Source organism: Sulfuritortus calidifontis, from assembly GCF_003967275.1.
In the GTDB taxonomy this organism is placed as follows: Bacteria; Pseudomonadota; Gammaproteobacteria; order Burkholderiales; family Thiobacillaceae; genus Sulfuritortus; species Sulfuritortus calidifontis.
Genome location: NZ_AP018721.1, coordinates 2,547,373 through 2,565,862 on the forward strand (window position 1 = coordinate 2,547,373; position 18,490 = coordinate 2,565,862).

General features: G+C 67.1%; 16 protein-coding genes. 9 read left to right on the forward strand and 7 right to left on the reverse strand.

The window, feature by feature from the left end:
• Positions 1-2: 2 nt before the first annotated feature.
• The 6 genes from EL388_RS12845 to EL388_RS12870 all read right to left on the reverse strand — a co-directional run bounded on the left by EL388_RS12845 (position 3) and on the right by EL388_RS12870 (position 6,041).
• Positions 3-788, reverse strand: coding sequence for an ABC transporter ATP-binding protein (locus EL388_RS12845; protein ID WP_232019133.1), 786 nt, complete (start codon positions 786-788; stop codon positions 3-5).
• Positions 772-1,875 (reverse strand): ABC transporter permease subunit, encoded by a 1,104-nt coding sequence (locus tag EL388_RS12850; protein WP_126463781.1) that lies wholly within the window; start codon positions 1,873-1,875, stop codon positions 772-774. The genes EL388_RS12845 and EL388_RS12850 overlap by 17 nt, the downstream gene beginning before the upstream one ends.
• Before the next feature lie 72 nt (positions 1,876-1,947).
• Positions 1,948-2,877 carry a branched-chain amino acid ABC transporter permease gene (locus EL388_RS12855; RefSeq protein WP_126463782.1) on the reverse strand — a complete coding sequence of 310 codons (930 nt, stop codon included), beginning with the start codon at positions 2,875-2,877 and terminating at the stop codon, positions 1,948-1,950.
• A 77-nt stretch (positions 2,878-2,954) separates the two neighbouring features.
• Positions 2,955-4,091: a branched-chain amino acid ABC transporter substrate-binding protein gene (locus EL388_RS12860; protein ID WP_126463783.1), complete on the reverse strand. Its 1,137-nt coding sequence runs from the start codon at positions 4,089-4,091 to the stop codon at positions 2,955-2,957.
• Between the two features lie 135 nt (positions 4,092-4,226).
• Entirely contained in the window at positions 4,227-4,532 is a 306-nt protein-coding gene (locus tag EL388_RS12865; protein ID WP_172599406.1) for a c-type cytochrome, read from the reverse strand.
• Positions 4,533-4,649: 117 nt separating this feature from the next.
• Entirely contained in the window at positions 4,650-6,041 is a 1,392-nt protein-coding gene (locus EL388_RS12870) for an aminotransferase class III-fold pyridoxal phosphate-dependent enzyme (protein WP_126463785.1), read from the reverse strand.
• A gap of 113 nt (positions 6,042-6,154) precedes the next feature.
• Between EL388_RS12870 and malQ the strand changes: the two genes are divergently transcribed.
• On the forward strand, positions 6,155-8,359 hold the full coding sequence (gene malQ, locus EL388_RS12875; protein WP_126463786.1) for a 4-alpha-glucanotransferase: 2,205 nt from the start codon (positions 6,155-6,157) through the stop codon (positions 8,357-8,359).
• Here malQ and EL388_RS12880 read toward each other — a convergent pair.
• Complete coding sequence (locus EL388_RS12880; RefSeq protein ID WP_126463787.1) at positions 8,347-9,447, reverse strand: cytochrome-c peroxidase; 1,101 nt, start codon at positions 9,445-9,447, stop codon at positions 8,347-8,349. The two genes, malQ and EL388_RS12880, sit on opposite strands and share 13 nt — an antisense overlap.
• Positions 9,448-9,711: 264 nt before the next feature.
• Here EL388_RS12880 and EL388_RS12885 point away from each other — a divergent pair, with 264 nt between their 5' ends.
• The 8 genes from EL388_RS12885 (at position 9,712) to EL388_RS12920 (ending at position 18,486) form a co-directional block, all read left to right on the forward strand.
• On the forward strand, positions 9,712-10,230 hold the full coding sequence (locus EL388_RS12885; protein ID WP_126463788.1) for a hypothetical protein: 519 nt from the start codon (positions 9,712-9,714) through the stop codon (positions 10,228-10,230).
• Between the two features lie 200 nt (positions 10,231-10,430).
• Positions 10,431-10,874 carry a DUF2059 domain-containing protein gene (locus EL388_RS12890; RefSeq protein WP_126463789.1) on the forward strand — a complete coding sequence of 148 codons (444 nt, stop codon included), beginning with the start codon at positions 10,431-10,433 and terminating at the stop codon, positions 10,872-10,874.
• A gap of 173 nt (positions 10,875-11,047) precedes the next feature.
• Positions 11,048-11,338, forward strand: a complete 291-nt coding sequence (groES, locus tag EL388_RS12895; protein ID WP_126463790.1) for a co-chaperone GroES — start codon at positions 11,048-11,050, stop codon at positions 11,336-11,338.
• Between the two features lie 137 nt (positions 11,339-11,475).
• Positions 11,476-13,113, forward strand: coding sequence for a chaperonin GroEL (groL, locus tag EL388_RS12900; protein WP_126463791.1), 1,638 nt, complete (start codon positions 11,476-11,478; stop codon positions 13,111-13,113).
• Positions 13,114-13,274: 161 nt separating this feature from the next.
• Positions 13,275-15,245, forward strand: coding sequence for a TOL_0244 family TonB-dependent receptor (locus tag EL388_RS12905; protein WP_126463792.1), 1,971 nt, complete (start codon positions 13,275-13,277; stop codon positions 15,243-15,245).
• 2 nt (positions 15,246-15,247) lie between these two features.
• Positions 15,248-15,592 (forward strand): YfiR family protein, encoded by a 345-nt coding sequence (locus tag EL388_RS12910; RefSeq protein ID WP_126463793.1) that lies wholly within the window; start codon positions 15,248-15,250, stop codon positions 15,590-15,592.
• Between the two features lie 64 nt (positions 15,593-15,656).
• Positions 15,657-17,636 (forward strand): ATP-binding protein, encoded by a 1,980-nt coding sequence (locus EL388_RS12915; protein ID WP_126463794.1) that lies wholly within the window; start codon positions 15,657-15,659, stop codon positions 17,634-17,636.
• Between the two features lie 82 nt (positions 17,637-17,718).
• Positions 17,719-18,486 (forward strand): fumarylacetoacetate hydrolase family protein, encoded by a 768-nt coding sequence (locus EL388_RS12920; protein ID WP_126463795.1) that lies wholly within the window; start codon positions 17,719-17,721, stop codon positions 18,484-18,486.
• The last annotated feature ends 4 nt before the right edge of the window (positions 18,487-18,490 follow it).

Consider the following 18,490-nt stretch of genomic DNA (forward strand, 5'->3'; position numbering starts at 1 on the left):
GCTCATGCCGCCCCCGTGCCGAGATAGGCCGCGATCACCGCCGGGTCGCGCTGCACCGCCTCGGGCGTGCCCTCGGCGATCTTCCTGCCGTAGTCGAGCACGGCCACCCGGTCGCACAGGCCCATGACCAGCTTCACGTCGTGCTCGATCAGGAGCAGGCTGAGCCCGGTGTCGCGCAGCTTGCGGAAGAAGTCGGCCATCTGCCGGCGCTCGGTCGGGTTCATGCCGGCCACCGGCTCGTCCAGTGCCAGCAGCCTGGGCTCGGTCGCCAGGGCCCGGGCGATCTCCAGCCGGCGCTGCTCGCCGTAGGCCAGATGGCTGGCCAGGGCGCGCCCCTTGCGCCCGAGACCGACGAAGTGCAACAGCGCTTGCGCCCGCTCGCGGATCGCCGCCTCCTCCGCCCGCGTCCGGCGCCCGCGCAGCATCGCACCGAGCACCGTGGCACGGCTGCGCACGTGGCGCCCGACCATGACGTTCTCCAGCGCGGTCATGTTGGGAAACAGGCGGATGTTCTGGAAGGTGCGGGCAAAACCCAGGCGCACGATCTCGTGCGGCTTGCGATTGTGGATGGCGTTGCCATTGAACCGTATTTCGCCGCAGCTGACGCTGTACAGGCCGGTCATGCAGTTGAACAGCGTGGTCTTGCCGGCGCCGTTGGGGCCGATCAGGCCGTAGATCTCGCCCTGGCGCACGCTGAGCGAGACCTCGTCCAGCGCGGCCAGGCCGCCGAAGCGCTTGCCCACCCGTTCGACCTCGAGCAGTTCCATCGCCTCAACCCCGGCTGTCATACAGGCTCGCGTGTTCGCCCGGGCCTTCCTCCGGGTGCAGCTCGCGCTGGCGCCGGCGCGAGGGCAGCAGGCCCTCGGGCCTGAACAGCATCATCAGGATCAGGGCGCAGCCGAACAGCAGCATGCGCAGGTCGGCCGGGTCGACCGCGACATGGCCGAGCAGGGCGCGCTGGGCGTCGCCGATGTAGCGCAGGGCCTCGGGCAGCACCGTGAGCAGCACGGCGCCGAGGATGACGCCGGGGATGTTGCCCATGCCGCCGAGCACGATCATGCACAGCACCATGATCGACTCCATCAGGCCGAAGCTCTCCGGGCTGATGAAGCCCTGGAAGGCGGCGAACAGGCCGCCGGCCAGGCCGCCGAATACCGCGCCCATGGCGAAGGCCAGCAGCTTCACGTTGCGGGTGTTGATGCCCATGGCCGCGGCGGCCACCTCGTCCTCGCGGATCGCCGCCCAGGCCCGGCCGATGCGCGAATCCTGCAGGCGCAGGGCGATGAGCATGGCGAGCAGGACGCAGGCGAGGAACAGGTAGTAATAGAGGTGGGCCGAACTGAAGGCGATACCGAAGACGTGGTGGGTGCCCTTGAAGGCGAAATCGCCGAAGGCGATGGGGTCGATCAGGTTCATGCCCTGCGGCCCGTTGGTGATGTTCACCGGCGCGTTCAGGTTGTTCATGAAGATGCGGATGATCTCGCCGAAGCCCAGGGTGACGATGGCCAGGTAATCGCCGCGCAGCCTCAAAGTCGGCGCCCCGAGCAGCACGCCAAAGAGGCCGGCGAGCAGCGCGCCCAAGGGCAGAATGGCCCAGAACGGCAGATGCAGGCCGAAGTGCGGGCTGGCCAGCCAGGCATAGAGATAGGCGCCCAGGGCGTAGAAGGCGATGTAGCCCAGGTCGAGCAGACCGGCATAGCCGACCACGATGTTCAGGCCGAGCGCGAGCAGGACATAGAGCAGGGCGAAGTCGAGCACGCGAATCCAGCTCTTGCCCAGGCTGGCGCCGACCAGGAAGGGCAGCACCGCGAGCAGGATGGCGAGCAGCAGCAGCGTGAGCTGCGGGCGCTGGCGAAGGAATTTGACGACGGGCATGATCGCGCCCCTCACCCCTGCCCTCTCCCCGGCGGGGCGAGGGGGCCGCGGTTTCGCTGCGCGAGATCGGTTTTATGCACGCGTGGCCACCCGCTCGCCGAGCAGGCCCGAGGGCCGGAACACCAGAACCAGGATCAGCACGAAGAAGGCGAACACGTCCTGGTAATGGCTGCCGAGGAAGCCGCCGGTCAGATCGCCGATATAGCCGGCGCCCAGGGCCTCGATCACGCCGAGCAAAAGGCCGCCCAGCATGGCGCCGGCAATGTTGCCGATGCCACCCAGCACCGCGGCCGAAAAGGCCTTCAGGCCGAGCAAAAAACCCATGTAGTAGTGGGCCAGGCCGTAATAGGCGCTGACCATCACCCCGGCCACCGCCGCCAGGGCCGAGCCGATGACGAAGGTGGCGGCGATCACGGTGTTGACGTTCACCCCCATCAACTGGGCCACCTCGCGCGACTGCGCGGTGGCGCGCATGGCGCGGCCCAGGCGGGTGCGCTTGACCATGAACCAGAGGCCGAGCATGACCAGCAGCGAAAGCGCCACGATGAAGATCTGCAGGTTGCTGATGTGGGCGCCGAGCACCTCGTACTGCCCTTTCGGCAGCAGCGGCGGGAAGGCGATGTACTGCCGGCCCCAGATCAGCATGGCGACGTTCTGCAGCACGATGGACAGGCCGATCGCGGTGATCAGCGGCGCCAGGCGCGGGGCGTTGCGCAGCGGCCGATAGGCCAGGCGCTCGATGGAAAAGCCGAGCAGCATGCAGACCGGGATCGCCACCAGCACACCGGCCAGCACGATCAGGATGCCGGGCAGCTCGGGCGCCACGCCCATCACCGCGCCGATCACCGCCAGCGCCACCATGGCGCCGAACATGGTCACCTCGCCGTGGGCGAAGTTGATCAGCTCCAGGATGCCGTAGACCATGGTGTAGCCCAGGGCGACCAGGGCATAGATGCTGCCGAGGACCAGGCCGTTGATCAGTTGCTGAACGAAGATATCCATCGGGAGTGGGCAGCCGGCGCGAGTCAGTCGGCAGTCAAGGCTTCACCGCTGCCGACTGCAAACTGCCGACCGATGACTTACTTGACCGTTTCCAGCACCACCCAGGCGCCGTTCTTCACCTGGTACAGGGTGACGGCGCCGCCGGTGGTGTCGCCCTTGGCATCGAACCGGATGCGGCCGGTCACGCCCTCGAAATCGGTCTTGGGCAGTTCGGCCACCACCTTGGCCGGCTCGGCCGAGTCGGCCCGCTTCATGGCCTCGATCAGCACATAGACCGCATCGTAGGCATAGGGGGCGTAGACCTGGATCGGGCCGAACTTGGCCTCGAACCGCTGCTTGAAGCCGGCGCCACCGGGCATGGCGTCGAGCGGCAGGCCGGGCAGCGAGGCCACGGTGCCCTCGGCCTCGGCGCCGGCCAGCTTGATGAAGTTGCCGTTCTGGATGCCGTCGCCGCCGAGGAACTTGGCGCTCAGGCCCAGGCGCTTCATCTGCTGGGCCATGGGGCCGCCCTGCGGGTCCATGCCGCCGAAGAACACGACATCCGGGTTCTTGCTCTTGATCGAGGTGAGGATGGCGGTGAAATCGGTCGCGCGATCGCTGGTGAATTCGCGGGCGACCACGCTGGCGCCGGCGGCCTTGGCCGCCTTCTCGAACTCGTCGGCCAGGCCCTGGCCGTAGGCGGTGCGGTCGTCGATGATGGCGATCCGCTTCGCGCCCATCGAGTGCACCGCGAACTGGCCGAGCACCTTGCCCTGCTGCTCGTCGTTGGTCATCACCCGGAAGGCGGTCTTGTAACCCTGGGCGGTGTAGGCGATGGCCGTGGCCGAGGGCGAGATCTGCGGGATGCCGGCATCGGCGTAGATCTTGGAGGCGGGGATGGTAGTGCCGGAATTGAGGTGACCGATGACGCCGGCCACGCCCATGTCGACCAGCTTCTGGGCCACCACGGTGCCGGTCTTGGGATCGGCCTGGTCGTCCTCGCCGATCAGTTCCAGCTTGACCGGCTTGCCGCCCAGGCTGAGGCCCTTGGCGTTGATCTCCTCCACCGCCAGTCGGGCGCCGTTCTCGTTGTCCTTGCCCAGGTGGGCCTGCGGCCCGGTCAGGGGAGCGACCGAGCCGATCTTGATCACCTCGCTGCCGACCTCGGGTTTCGGGCTGCAGCCGGCGACGGCGATCAGGGTGACCAGCAAAGCGGAAACGATGGGATAGCGCATGCTCGGGGGCCTGTCTGTCTAGGTTTCAACGGCTCGATTTATACCATAAAGCCCCGTGGGCCGAGACAGGCGGCCGCCCCGCGCCGGCAACAAAAAAGGCCGGACAAGCCGGCCTTTTTCGGGATCGCGCCGAACTTACAGCGACAGGATCCACTTGGCGATCGCAGCCGCATCGGCCGCGGGGACCTGCGGGTTGGGCGGCATCGGCACCGGGCCCCAGGCGCCCTTGCTGCCGTTCTTGATCACGCCTTCGATGGTGGCCTCGGCCTTGGCGTTGCCCTTGTACTTCTTGGACACGTCGCCGAAGGCGGGGCCGACCACCTTCTTGTCGACCTGGTGGCAGCTCATGCAGGCATACTTCTGGGCCAGGGCCTGGCTGGCGCCAGCGGAACCGGCGGCCAGGCTCAGGGCCAGGGCGGCGGCGGTAAGGATCGCTTTCATCATGTTCTCCTAGGAAATGGATGCACCTGACTCAGGTTGCAGTCGCATCTTAGCCAAAGCGCGGGCCGCTGAAAATAGGCCGCCTATCGTGCATTTGGACTATTTCGGCTAGGCAATTCACGCCAGGGCCGGCCCCGCCTGGACGGTATCCAACAGCTTTGCCGCCACCCGTGCCATCAGCTGCATCTCGCCCTCGCCGATGACGTAGGGCGGCATGAAATAGGCTGAATGGCCGATCGGCCGCATGAACACCCCCAGCTCAAGCGCCTGGGCATGCCAGGCGCGGGCGAAGCCGGGGCCGGCACCCTTCACGTCGAAGGCCCAGATCATGCCGGCCTGGCGGAAGTGCGCCACCCGCGGGTGGGCGGCCACCTCGGCCAGGAGGGCGGTGAAGCGGGCGGCCTTGTCGCGGTTGGCCTCGATCACCTTGCCGCCCTCGATGAGGTCCAGCACCGCCAGCGCCGCCCGGCAGGCCAGGGGGTTGCCGGTGTAGGAATGCGAGTGGAGAAAGCCGCGCGCGCTGTCGTCGTGATAGAAGGCGGCGTAGATCGCGTCGCGGCAGAGCACCGCCGACAGCGGCAGATAGCCGCCGGTGATGCCCTTGGACAAGCAGACGATGTCGGCGATGTCCGCCACCCGCGTCGCTGCGATGTTCCCCTCTCCCACCGCGAGAGGGTGGCCCGCAGGGCCGGGTGAGGGCGCCTGCTCGCAGGCGAATAGGGTGCCGGTGCGGCCGAAGCCCACCGCGATCTCGTCGGCGATCAGATGCACCTGATAGCGGTCGCACAGGGCGCGCGCCTGTTGCAGGTAGACCGGGTGGTACATGGCCATGCCGGCGGCGCCCTGGACCAGGGGCTCGACGATCAGCGCCGCCGTGGTTTCGGCGTGTTCGGCCAGGTAGCGCTCCAAGTCGGCTGCGGCGCGCAGGGCATAGGCCTCGGCCGTCTCGCCCGGCTCGGCCAGGCGCCAGTCCGGACTCATGGCCTGGTGGGTCTGGCGCAGGAGCGGGGCGTAAGTGTCCTTGAAGATCGCCACGTCGGTCACCGACAGCGCGCCCAGGGTCTCGCCGTGATAGCCGTTTTGCAGACTGACGAAGCCGGTCTTCTGCGGCCGGCCGCTGTTGCGCCAATAGTGGAAGCTCATTTTCAGCGCGATCTCGGTGGCCGAGGCGCCGTCCGAACCGTAGAAGGCATGGGAGAGGCCGGTGAGCCTGGCCAGGCGCTCGGACAGCTCCACCACCGGCGCGTGGGTGCCGCCGGCCAGGATGACGTGCTCGATGCGCTCGAGCTGGTCACGCAGGGCGGCGTTGATGCGCGGGTGGCAATGGCCGAACAGGTTCACCCACCAGGAGGAGATCGCGTCGAGATAGCGCCGGCCTTCATAGTCGATCAGCCAGGGCCCTTCGCCGCGCGCGATGGGCAGGGGCGGGGTCGCCTCCATTTGCTTCATCTGGGTGCAGGGATGCCACAAGGCGGCGCGGCTGCGCTCGATCCAGTCGCGGTTGCTCACGATCTGCTTCACACTGAACGGAATGGCGATAGGATAACAGCCGGCCCCGATCGCCACGGCATTGTCATCTGCCCGCGCCAAGATCGGGCATCACCCACAGGGAGACCGCGCGCATGAGCGCCGCCTTGCACCAACTTTGCGAACTCGTCGGCATCCTGCCCGATTACTACGACATCTGGGGCCACCGCCACGAAACCTCGGACGCCACGCGGCGCGCCCTGCTCGAGGCCATGGGCATCGCCTGCGCGAGCGAGGCCGAATGCGCGGCGGCCAGCCAAGGCTGGCAGGAAGCGACCTGGCGCCGCCGGCTGCCGCCGGTGCGGGTGGCGCCGCTCGACACTCCGATCGAGCTTGACCTGCACCTGCCCGAGCGCGCGGCCGATCGGGTGTGCACCTGGCGCCTCACCCAGGAAGACGGCCACCGCCTGCACGGCCAGTTCACCCCGGCCGCGCTGGAACAGGGCGAGGCACGCGAACTCGATGGCGCGCCCTGGCGCCGATACCGGCTCTATCTGCCGCCCCTCGGCGCGCCCGGCTATCACCGGCTGGAGATCGACCTGCCCGACGGCGCACATGGCCTGCCCCTCATCGTCCACCCCCGCCGCTGCCATCAACCCGCCTGCCTGGGCGAGGGTGGCCGGGTCTGGGGCCTGTCGGTGCAGCTCTACGGTGTGCGCAGCCGGCGCAACTGGGGCATGGGCGACTTCGGCGATCTGGGCCGGTTGCTCGCCTGGGCCGCGCAAAACGGCGCCGCCTGCGTCGGGGTCAACCCGCTGCATGCGCTCTACCCGCACAACCCGCTGCACATCAGCCCCTACAGCCCGTCCAGCCGGCAGTTCGTCAACACCCTTTACCTCGACGTCGAGGCCGTGCCCGAGTTCGCCGACTGCGCCGAGGCCCGGGCGGCGCTGGCCGAGCCCGCCTTCCAGGCCAAACTGCAAGGCCTGCGCGCGGCCGAGCTGGTCGACTACGCCGGCGTGGCCGAGGCCAAGGGCCGCATCCTGCCCCTGCTCTATCACCACTTCCGCACCAGCCACCTGGCGCAACACACGGCGCGGGCCAAGGCCTTCCGCGCCTTCCAGCAGACGCATGGCGAAGACCTGCGCCGCTTCGCGCTCTACCAGGCCCTGCAGGCCCACCTGCATGCGCACGACGCCACCCTCTGGGGCTGGCCGGTCTGGCCCGAGGCCTGGCGCGACCCGAATTCGCGCGAGGTGCAGACCTTCGCCGCCGCGCATGCCGAACGCATCGAATACTTCGAATACCTGCAATGGCTGGCCGAAGACCAGCTTGCCGAGCTGCGCACGAAGGCCGAGCGGCTGGGCCTGGGCATCGGCCTGTATCAGGATTTGGCGGTGGGCGTCGACAAGGGCGGGGCCGAGACCTGGGCGCACCATGAGCTGTTCGCGCTGGAGGCGCGCACCGGCTGCCCGCCGGACGACTTCAACCCGCGCGGCCAGGACTGGGGCCTGCCGCCCTGGATTCCGCACCGCCTGAGAGAGGCCGGCTACGCCCCCTTCATCGCCGCCCTGCGCGCCAACATGCGTCACGCCGGTGCCCTGCGCCTGGACCACGTCATGGGCCTGATGCGCCTGTACTGGGTGCCGCCCGGCATGCAGGGCGACGCGGGCGCCTACCTCAGCTACCCGTTTGCCGACCTGCTCGGCATCCTGGCCCTGGAAAGCCTGCGCAACCAGTGCCTCATCATCGGCGAGGACCTGGGTACCGTGCCCGACGAGGTGCGGCACAAGCTGCACGAATACGGCGTGCTGTCCTACAAGCTGTTCTACTTCGAGCGCGAACCGGACGGGCATTTCCGCGCCCCCGGCCACTTTCCCGCACAAAGCCTGGTCGCCGCCAGCACCCACGACCTGGCCACGCTCAAAGGCTTCTGGCAGGGCGGAGACATCACCCTGCGCGAACAACTGCAGCTCTACCCCAGCGAACACCTGCGCGCATCGCAGATCGCCGGCCGCGAGGCCGACCGCTGGCGTCTGCTGCAGGCCCTGGAACGCGACGGCCTGTTGCCCGAGGGCGTGCCGGCCGACCCGGCCCAGGTGCCCGAGCTCACGCCCGAGCTCATCCAGGCCATCCACCAACGCCTCGCCCGCAGCCCGGCCCAGCTATTCATCGTGCAGGCCGAAGACATGCTGGGCGAGACCGAGCAGGCCAACCTGCCCGGCACCGTGGATGAGCACCCGAACTGGCGCAGGAAGTTGTCGGTGGAATTGGAGGCGTGGCCGGGCGATGCGCGTACCCGAGGCACGGCCCGGGCTCTTGGCGCTGAACGCCCCGGCGGCGCCGGTCACCCCGGTTGACCAGGCTTGGGTCCTGTGAGGGCTCGCCTGGGTGGGCAGTCAGCCCTGCAGAAGGGAAGGGGGTGAGCCCTAGGTTGGCGCTCCGCCGGCAGCGCCGGCCTTTCCTGCTTGGGCAGGCGCCCGGTCAGCCCCTTGAGGAAGGCGACCAGGGCCTGCACCTCTTCCTCCTTCAGCTCCTTGTCAAGCTGGGTCTTGGCCATCACCCGCACGGCCTCTTCCAGGTTGGGCACCTTACCGTTGTGCATGTAGGGGCCGGTCAGCTCGACATTGCGCAGGGAGGGGATGCGGAACATGTGCTTGTCCTTCTCCCGCCTGGTCACTTCAAACCGCCCGAGGTCTTTGGTCAGCTCGTACTTGCTGTCGTAGCGGCTGCCCTTGAAATAGGGGAAGCGCTGCAGGTTCCAGGGGTAGAAGATGGCGCCGGGGATTCGCACGTAGCCGGCATAGGTGGGGCTGGAGTGGCAGCCGACACAGCGCAGCTTTTGAAACAACTGCATGCCCTGCCGGGCCTGGGGCGAGAGGGCTTGCTTGTCGCCCTTGAGGTATCGGTCGACCGGGCTGTCGGGCGTGAGCAGGGTGCGCTCGTAGGCGGCAATGGCGCGGGCGACGTTGTCGATGGTGAGCGGGTCGGCCCCGCCGAAGACGGCGGCGAACTGCCGGGTGTAGCCGGGGATCTGCTTCAGGCGCGCGACGACGGCCTTGTGGTCGGGCATGGCCATTTCCACCGGGTTGATCAGCGGGCCCTTGGACTGCTCTTCCAGGCTGGCGGCGCGGCCGTCCCAGAACAGGGTATTCAGCAAGGCGGCGTTCCAGACGGTGGGCGCGTTGCGGCTGCCGGTTTTGCCGGCGACGCCGACCGAGGTGGCGCGGCCATCGACGCCGGTGCCCTTGATGACATCGTGGCAGGAGGCGCAGGAGACGGTGCCGTCGAGCGACAGGCGCGGCTCGAAAAAGAGCTGCCGGCCCAGCGCCACCTTGGCCGCGCTCATGGGGTTGTCGGCCGGGGGCGGCGGCAGCTCGGGCAGCGGGGCCAGGGCCTGGGCGGCGCTGGCGGCCAGGGCGAGGGCAACGGCGAGGGCGATGCGCATGGCGGCTTTCCTAATCGATCAGGAAATCGACGGTATAGTCTAGGCAGCGGCGGCAGGCGGTGCATTGATCTACATCACGCGCCGGGCCGGTACTAAAAAAGGGGTAGTCCTGTGTCGTATTACCTTAGGGAAGGCCTGATTAAGCCGTCATGCCCGCGCAGGCGGGCATCCAGTTTATTTATCTTTCTAGGTTCCCGCCTGCGCGGGCATGACGAAATCGGACTTTTTCAGAGGTTCCTTAGCCATCTTCAAAGCGAGTTTCCTATGAGCACCTCAAAACTTCGACGGGGCGCGTTGGCGATAGCGGTACTCATCGTGATTGCCGTGGGCTGGGTGGCGTGGGATGTGTTGCTGCTTCCCTCCTCATTCCATGAGGCGCTCTTCCGTTACCGGCTTGGCAACGCCGTGCAGGCCCAAGCGAAGGCAATCGACCTTGCCGAACTGGCCAGCTTCGAGTGGGAGGAGGTTTGCGCGCACCACCCCTACGATGGCGAGTTCAAACACCCCAAATATGGCCGCACCTACCAGGCCCCGATGAACGCGGCTCAAGATGAAGTCTGGGTGCTTTTGTTCATCGAGAAGGACGGCAGGCCAACCTACATTTCCGGTAGCTGCACGCGCGGTGGCGCAAGCATTGGTGATTTTGGCTGCCGCTCCCGCAGCCAAGCTATCTTGCGCCTTGAGCAGGCTGGCCTGTGCCCGTCCTTCTCGGCCACTGTCAAACGGCAAGGGAATTTGAATTTAAGAGGCCTGGGGTCGGTATTGGAAAGGGAACTGGTTTAATCGCCGACCCGAACGGGATGTATTTCACCCTCTCCCACCGGGATACCTAAGGGTAGGGGGTCCATCAGAGGGCAGGGTGAGGGAGCGCCCGCCAGGGCGCCTTGCGGCGCCCACGCCCTCACCCGGCTTCGCCACCCTCTCCCTGAGGGAGAGGGGTGTAAAGTTGATTCATTCCCCATTAATCAATGCAGGAACCCCGCATGCGCACACTGATTATTATGCTGTCCCTCGCCCTTGCCGCCCCGGCCTGGGCGGTCGACACCGACCCCGAGGCGGCGGCCCGCCAGTTTTACAACGCCTGGATGAACATCGACCGGCCGCAGATGATCGAGGCCTTTTCCCGCGGCATGGGCACGAGCAGCCCCGAGATCAAGGCCATCGTGCTCGAGGCCTTTCAGTCGCCCGAGCTGGAGGCGATCTACATCAAGCACCTGGTGAACAACTTCACGCCGGACGAACTGGCCGCCCTGAACGCCATGGCCGGTAGCCCCGGCTTTCGCCTGTGGCTGGAGCGCATGCCGGCCTTCACCGCCCGCCTGTTGCCGGATGCGGCGAACTACTTTCGCGCCAACTTCATGGAATTGCGGCGGCGGGTTGCGGAAAAGCGCGGCGCCAACGGCGGCGAGGGCCACGCCAAGCATTGAATTGCCGGTGAGCATGCGCTCACTTATCTAGCCGGTCGGCCCACCCTGCGCCGGCCGGCCTTGAAATACCCCAACCCCGTCCCTATCATTAGCACTCGTTGGGGCCGAGTGCTAACACTTGGCCCCCGCCGTTTTACCACCCAAGAACTCAACTGCTTATTTTGGAGGCAATCGTGAAGATTCGTCCTTTGCACGACCGCGTGATCGTTAAACGCCTGGAAGAAGAGCGTAAGACCGCTTCCGGCATCGTTATCCCCGACACCGCCACCGAGAAGCCCGACCAGGGCGAGGTGATCGCCGTCGGCCCCGGCAAGAAAGACGACAACGGCAAGAACATCCCCGTGGACGTGAAGGTCGGCGATCGCGTGCTGTTTGGCAAGTACGCCGGCCAGGCCGTGAAGATCGAGGGCGAGGAAGTCCTGGTCATGCGCGAAGAAGACATCATGGGCGTTGTCGAAAAGTAATTTTTGCCAATGGCAAAAATTACTTTCAGTGAAGACTCTTATCCGCGCAGCGGATGTGATGTCGGAACTAGAAGTAACCCCCAATGACTAGATTCCCGCCTTCGCGGGAATGACGAACAAGAGTTAAGGAGTTTCAAATGGCTGCTAAAGACGTACGTTTTGGCGATTCCGCCCGTCACCGCATGGTCGCTGGCGTCAACATCCTGGCCGACGCCGTTAAAGTCACCCTGGGCCCCAAGGGCCGCAACGTGGTGCTGGAGCGCAGCTTCGGCGCCCCGACCGTGACCAAGGACGGCGTGTCGGTGGCCAAGGAGATCGAGCTGAAGGACAAGTTCGAGAACATGGGCGCCCAGATGGTGAAGGAGGTCGCCTCCAAGACCTCCGACGTGGCCGGTGACGGCACCACCACCGCCACCGTGCTGGCCCAGTCCATCGTCAACGAGGGCATGAAGTTCGTCGCCGCCGGCATGAACCCGATGGACCTCAAGCGCGGCATCGACAAGGCCGTGACCACCCTGGTCGGCGAGCTGAAGAATATCTCCAAGCCCTGCACCACCAGCAAGGAGATCGCCCAGGTCGGCGCCATCTCCGCCAACGCCGACGCCAGCATCGGCCAGATCATCGCCGACGCCATGGACAAGGTGGGCAAGGAGGGCGTGATCACCGTCGAGGACGGCTCCGGCCTGCAGAACGAGCTGGAGGTGGTCGAGGGCATGCAGTTCGACCGCGGCTACCTGTCGCCCTACTTCATCAACAACCCGGACAAGCAGATGGCCGTGTTGGAGAACCCCTTCATCCTGCTGCACGACAAGAAGATCTCCAACATCCGCGACCTCCTGCCGGTGCTGGAGCAGGTGGCCAAGGCCGGCCGGCCGCTCTTGATCATCGCCGAGGACGTGGATGGCGAGGCCCTGGCCACCCTGGTGGTGAACAACATCCGCGGCATCCTGAAGACCGTGGCGGTCAAGGCCCCCGGCTTCGGTGACCGGCGCAAGGCCATGCTGGAAGACATCGCCATCCTCACCGGCGGCACCGTGATCGCCGAGGAAGTGGGCCTGTCGCTGGAGAAGGCCACGCTGCAGGACCTGGGCCAGGCCAAGCGCATCGAGGTGGGCAAGGAAAACTCCACCATCATCGACGGCGCCGGCTCCGCCGACGCGATCAAGTCGCGCATCGCCCAGATCAACAAGCAGATCGAAGAGGCCACCAGCGACTACGACAAGGAGAAGCTGCAGGAGCGCAAGGCCAAGCTGGCCGGCGGCGTGGCGGTGATCAAGGTCGGCGCCGCGACTGAGGTCGAGATGAAGGAGAAGAAGGCGCGCGTGGAAGACGCCCTGCACGCCACCCGCGCTGCGGTGGAAGAGGGCATCGTCCCCGGTGGCGGCGTGGCACTGCTGCGCGCCCGTTCCTCCATCGCCAAGCTCAAGGGCGACAACCACGACCAGGACGCCGGCATCAAGATCGTGCTGCGCGCCATCGAGGAGCCCCTGCGCCAAATCGTCAATAACTGCGGCGAAGAGGCCTCGGTGGTGGTGAACAAGGTGCTGGGCGGCAAGGGCAACTACGGCTACAACGCTGGCACCGGCGAGTACGGCGACATGGTCGAGATGGGCGTGCTCGACCCGACCAAGGTCACCCGCACCGCGCTGCAGAATGCCGCCTCGGTGGCCGGCCTGATGCTCACCACCGACTGCATGGTGGCCGAGCATCCGGAAGACAAGCCGGCGGCCCCGGCCGGCGGCATGGGTGGCATGGGCGACATGGGCATGATGTAAATCGGCGCCCAAGCCGACCTGCACCCTCAAAAGCCCCGCTTCGGCGGGGCTTTTTTATTGTCCGATGCTGCGGCCAGGGGCAGGCCGATCCTGGCTTGACAGCCTCTGGCCGAGCCCGTGAAATAGGACACCCCTATCGCAATTCAAATCTCCGTTTGATCATGACCCGACGCCTCCTTGCCGCCGCCTGCGCCATCGCCTTTTCCGGCAACGCCCATGCCCTCGCGTCCGATCTCACCCAACTGAGTCTGGAAGAGCTGATGGCCATCGAGATCAGCTCGGTGGCCAAGAAGAGCCAGCGCCTGGCCGAGGCGGCGGCCGCCATCACCGTCATCACCGCCGAGGACATCCAGCGTGCCGGCCTCACCAGCCTGCCCGAGGCCCTGCGCCTGGCGCCCGGCGTGCACGTGGCGCAGATCGACGGCAACAAGTGGTCGGTCAGCGTGCGCGGCCTGGGCGGGCGCTGGGCCGGCCAGCTTCTGGTGCTGATGGACGGCCGCACCATTTATTCGCCGCTGTTCGGCGGCGTCTACTGGGACGTGCAGGACACGCTCTTGGAGGATATCGAGCGGATCGAGGTGATCCGCGGCCCGGGCGGCACGCTCTGGGGCGCCAACGCGGTGAACGGCGTGATCAACATCATCACCAAGAAGGCGGCCGACACCCAGGGCGGCCTGGCCAGCATCCGCGCCGGTAGCCACGACAACGAGGCGAGCTTCCGCTACGGCCTGACCCTGGGCGAGGGCGTGCATCTGCGCGGCTACGCCAAGGTGAACGCGCGCGAGCCGTTCGAGCTGACCGACCACGCGCCCTATCAGGCCGGCAGCCCGATCGGCACGCCAGGCCGGGACGCCCACGACGGCTGGGCCATGCGGCGCGCCGGCTTCCGCCTGGACAACCCGTTGAGCGGCCGCGACCAGTTCAGCCTGCAGGGCGATGTCTACGATGGCGACGTCGACCAGACCGCGGTCACGGTCGCCCCGGCCGTGATCGGCAACGTGTTGGTGCGGGAGACGGCGCGGGTGAATGGCGCCAATCTGCTGGCGCGCTGGCAGCGCCGGCTGGGCGAGGGCGAGCTGCAGGTGCAGCTCTATGCCGACCGCGCCGAGCGGCGCGAGGCCGTGCTGCGCCAGCGCATCGACACCTGGGACCTCGACCTGCAGCACCGCTTCCGCCTGGGACAAAACCAGGAGATCGTCTGGGGCGGCGGCTACCGGGTGGTCGCGGGCGAGCTCATCGGCTCGCACACCGTCTCGTTCAGCGAGCCCAAGGGTGACACCGCACTGTACAACCTGTTCCTGCAGGACGAGATCAAGCTGCGACCCGATCTTGCGCTGACCCTTGGCAGCAAATTCGAGCACAACGAATACACCGGCATGGAACCGCAGCCCAGCGCCCGCCTGCTCTGGCAGGTGGACGACAGCCAGGCCCTGTGGGCGGCCTGGTCGCGCGCGGTGCGCACGCCTTCCCGCTCGGACCGGGATATCACCCTCAAGCTGACCAACCTGACCCCCTTCCTGACGCTGGCTTACCAGGGCAGCCGGGCATTCGATTCGGAACGGCTCACCGCCTACGAGGCGGGCTGGCGTAAACAGATGCACGGCGACCTGAATATCGATGCGGCCGCCTTCTATTACGACTACGACGATATCCGCTCGCTCGAGCCGGCCGGCGCCACCCGCTACGTGTTCGACAACCTGTTCCGGCTCAAGAGCTACGGCTTCGAGCTGAGCGGCGTCTGGCAGGCGACGCCGGACTGGCGCCTGCGCGCCAGCTACTCCCGGCTGCAACTGGATGCCGGGCCCAAGCCGGGCAGCGGCGACAGCCTGAGCCGGGCGCTGATCGAAGGCAGCGGGCCGCGACACCAGTTCCAGCTGCACTCGCAATGGCAACTGCAGCCGGCGCTCGACCTCGACGCCATGCTGTATTACGTCAGCCGCGTGCAAAACGATGCGGTGGGGGCGTACACCCGGCTCGACCTGCGTCTGGCCTGGCGGCCGCGCAAGGACCTGGAACTCAGCCTGGTCGGCCAGAACCTGTTGGACGATCGCCACTTCGAGTTCACCGGCCAGGACAGCGCGGCCAGCGACGTGCCGCGCAGCCTCTACGCCCAGGCGCGCTGGCGCTTCTGACCATGCGCTCGGCCGTCGTTGCCTTCGCTGCCGTTCTGCTGGCCGGATCGCTCTTCGGCCAGGCGACGGCGCGGGCGGCCGACGGCGCCGAATACCAGCTCAAGGCGGTGTTCCTCTACCGCTTCGCCCAGTTCACCGAATGGCCGGCCGCCGCCCTGGCCAAGAGCGAACAGCTGATGCTGTGCGTGCTGGGCGAAGACCCCTTCGGCAGCCAGCTGGCCGGCATCGTCGGCAACACCGTGCATCAGCGCCGGCTGGCCGTGCAGCGGCTCTCCGGCCTGCAGCAGCTCGGCCAATGCCACGTGGCCTTTATCGGTGCCATGCGGCCGCAGACCAGGCCGGCCTGAAATTGAGTTCGCATTTGCTCAAGCTGGCGCGTACCCTATACACCAGCTATCCGGACTGACCGCCATGCCCGACTTCAAGGCCTATCCCATCCAGAAAAAGCTGCGGCTGGTCATCATGCTGGCCTGCACCGCGCTGGTCGGGCTGTTCGCCGCCGTCTCGCTGGTGAAGGACGTGGTCAACGCCAAGGCCGGCCTGGAAGAAAAGTACAGCAGCCTGTCGGCCATCCTGATCCACAACCTGGCGCCGGCCATCGTGTTCGGCGACAGCTCGGCCGCCGGGCAGACCCTGTCCACCCTGCGGCAGGAGGCGCACGTGTTCTACGCCGCCATCTACACCGATGACGGCCGGCACTTGGCCGACTACTTCAACGAACAGGCCTACCGCGGCAGCGCGGCGCTGCACGCCGCCCTGGATGGCAGCGTGCCGGCGATGCTCGCCGGCTGCCCCTATACCCGGTTCGACCTGGGCCAGATGCAGCTCTGCCGCGTCGTCGAGTTCCAGGGCGAACGCCTGGGCATTTTCGTCCTGGCCACCAGCCTGGCGCCGCTCTACACCCAGATCGTCAGCGTGCTCCTGATCAGCCTGATCGTGCTGGTCACCGCCCTGGTCCTGGCCCTGCTGATCTCTCACCCGCTCGCCAGCATGCTGGCCGGGCCCATCATGCGCCTGACCGAGACCGTGCGCCGGGTCTCCACCACCCACGACTACGGCGCCCGTGCCACGCGGGAGGCCGAGGACGAACTGGGCCTGCTCACCGACGGCTTCAACGAGTTGCTGCGCCAGCTGCAGCAGCGCGATGCCAGCCTCAAGCAATACCGGGAAGAACTGGAGCAGCTGGTGGCGCAGCGCACGGCCGAGCTGGAACGCACCGTGGCGGAGCTGCAGGAGGCCAAGGAGCGGGCGGAAAGCGCAAGCCGGGCCAAATCGGAATTCCTCTCCAGCATGAGCCACGAGTTGCGCACGCCGCTCAACGCGGTGATCGGCTTTGCCGAACTGATCGAACTCGACCCCAAGCTCGATCCCGAACACCGGGAGAACGTCCGCGAGATCGTCCAGGCCGGCAACCACCTGCTCGCCCTGATCAGCGATGTCATCGACCTGGCCAAGATCGAGGCCGGCCGCCTGGACATCCCGCTCGGCACGGTGCCGGTCGCCCAGCTGTTCGAGGAATGTCGCTCGCTGGTGCTGCCCCTGGCGCGCGCACGCGGCATCCAGATCGAGTTTTCCAGCGACGACTGCGCCGGCTTGGCCGCGGTCGCCAACTTCACCCGCTTGCGCCAGATCGTGCTCAACCTGTGCTCCAACGCCATCAAGTACAACCGGGACAACGGCCGCGTGCAGGTACGCTGCCAATCGATGCCGAACGGCCGCCTGCGCATCAGCGTGGCCGACACCGGCCCCGGTATTCCGGCCGAGCGCCAGCAGGAGCTGTTCGAGCCCTTCAACCGGCTGGGCGCGGAGATGGGGCCGGTGGAAGGCACCGGCATCGGCCTGGTGATCACCAAGCGCCTGACCGAGATGATGGGCGGCACGCTCGGCCTGGACAGCATCCTCGGCCAGGGCAGCACCTTCTGGGTCGAGTTCGATCATGCCGCGGCCGAGCCGGCGCCCGCGGCCGGTCCGACGGCCGGGTCGGCCAAGGTGGCGCCGGCGGTGCGCCGTAGCGGCACCGTGCTTTATGTCGAGGACAACGCGATCAACATGCGGCTGGTGGAAAAGACCCTGGCCAACCACTGGCCCGAGCTGACCGTGCTGCTGGCCACCTCGGGCGAGGCCGCGCTGGAGCTGCTGGCACAAAACCGGCCCGATCTGATCCTGCTCGACCTCGGCCTGCCCGGCATGGACGGCTTCGAGGTCCTGCGGCGCATCCGTGCCCTCGACAGCCTGGCCGGCGTGCCGGTGATTGCCCTCACCGCGAGCGCGACCACCGACGACGTCAAACGCGGCGAAGGTGCCGGCTTCGATGCCTATCTGACCAAACCGCTGCACATCGAGCAGCTGATCCATACCCTGGATGCCTTCATCCAGCCCGCCTCAAGCTGAAGCAGCGCGGCCGGTTCCCGGCTTGGGGCCGGTTGGTCTAAACTTGGGCGACACGCGCCTCGAACAAAACATAGGGGAGATCATGGCCTACTGGATTCGCTTCACGCATGCAGGCAAGACCCATATCGGCACCCTGGAAGGCGATATAGTCGAGGTCCATGACGGCGATCTCTTCGGCCGGCCGCTGGCCACCGGTGTCCGCCTGCCCCTGACCGCGGTCAAGCTGCTGACGCCGGTGACCCCGGGCAAGCTGATCGGCCTGTGGAACAACTTCCACCAGCGCGCCCAAGCCGAGGGCCTGAGCCAGCCGCCCCACCCGCTGTATTTCATCAAGGCCGACACCAGCTATCTGGCCGAGGGCGAGGCTATTCGCCGGCCGGCCGGCTATGACGGCAAGATCGTGTTCGAAGGCGAGCTGGGCATCGTCATCGGCAAGGCCTGCCGCAACATTGGCGTGGCCGAGGCCGCCGGGCACATCTTCGGCTACACCTGCGTGAACGACGTCACCGCCCGCGACTGGCTCAAGTGCGACCCCAGCTTCGTGCAGTGGACGCGGGCCAAGGGCTGCGACAGCTTCGGCCCCTTCGGCCCCGGCATTCGCACCGGCATCGAGCCGGACGGCCTGTCGGTGCGGGTGCTGGTCAACGGCGAGGAGAAACAGAACTATCCGGTGGCCGACATGTTCTATCGGCCGCGCGAGGTCGTCGCCCGCATCTCGCAGGACATGAGCCTGAGCCCGGGCGACATCATCAGCTGCGGCACCTCGCTCGGCGCCGGGCCGATCCAGAGCGGCGACACCGTGCAGGTGGTGATCGACGGCGTCGGCATCCTGACCAACCGGGTGGAGTGAACAG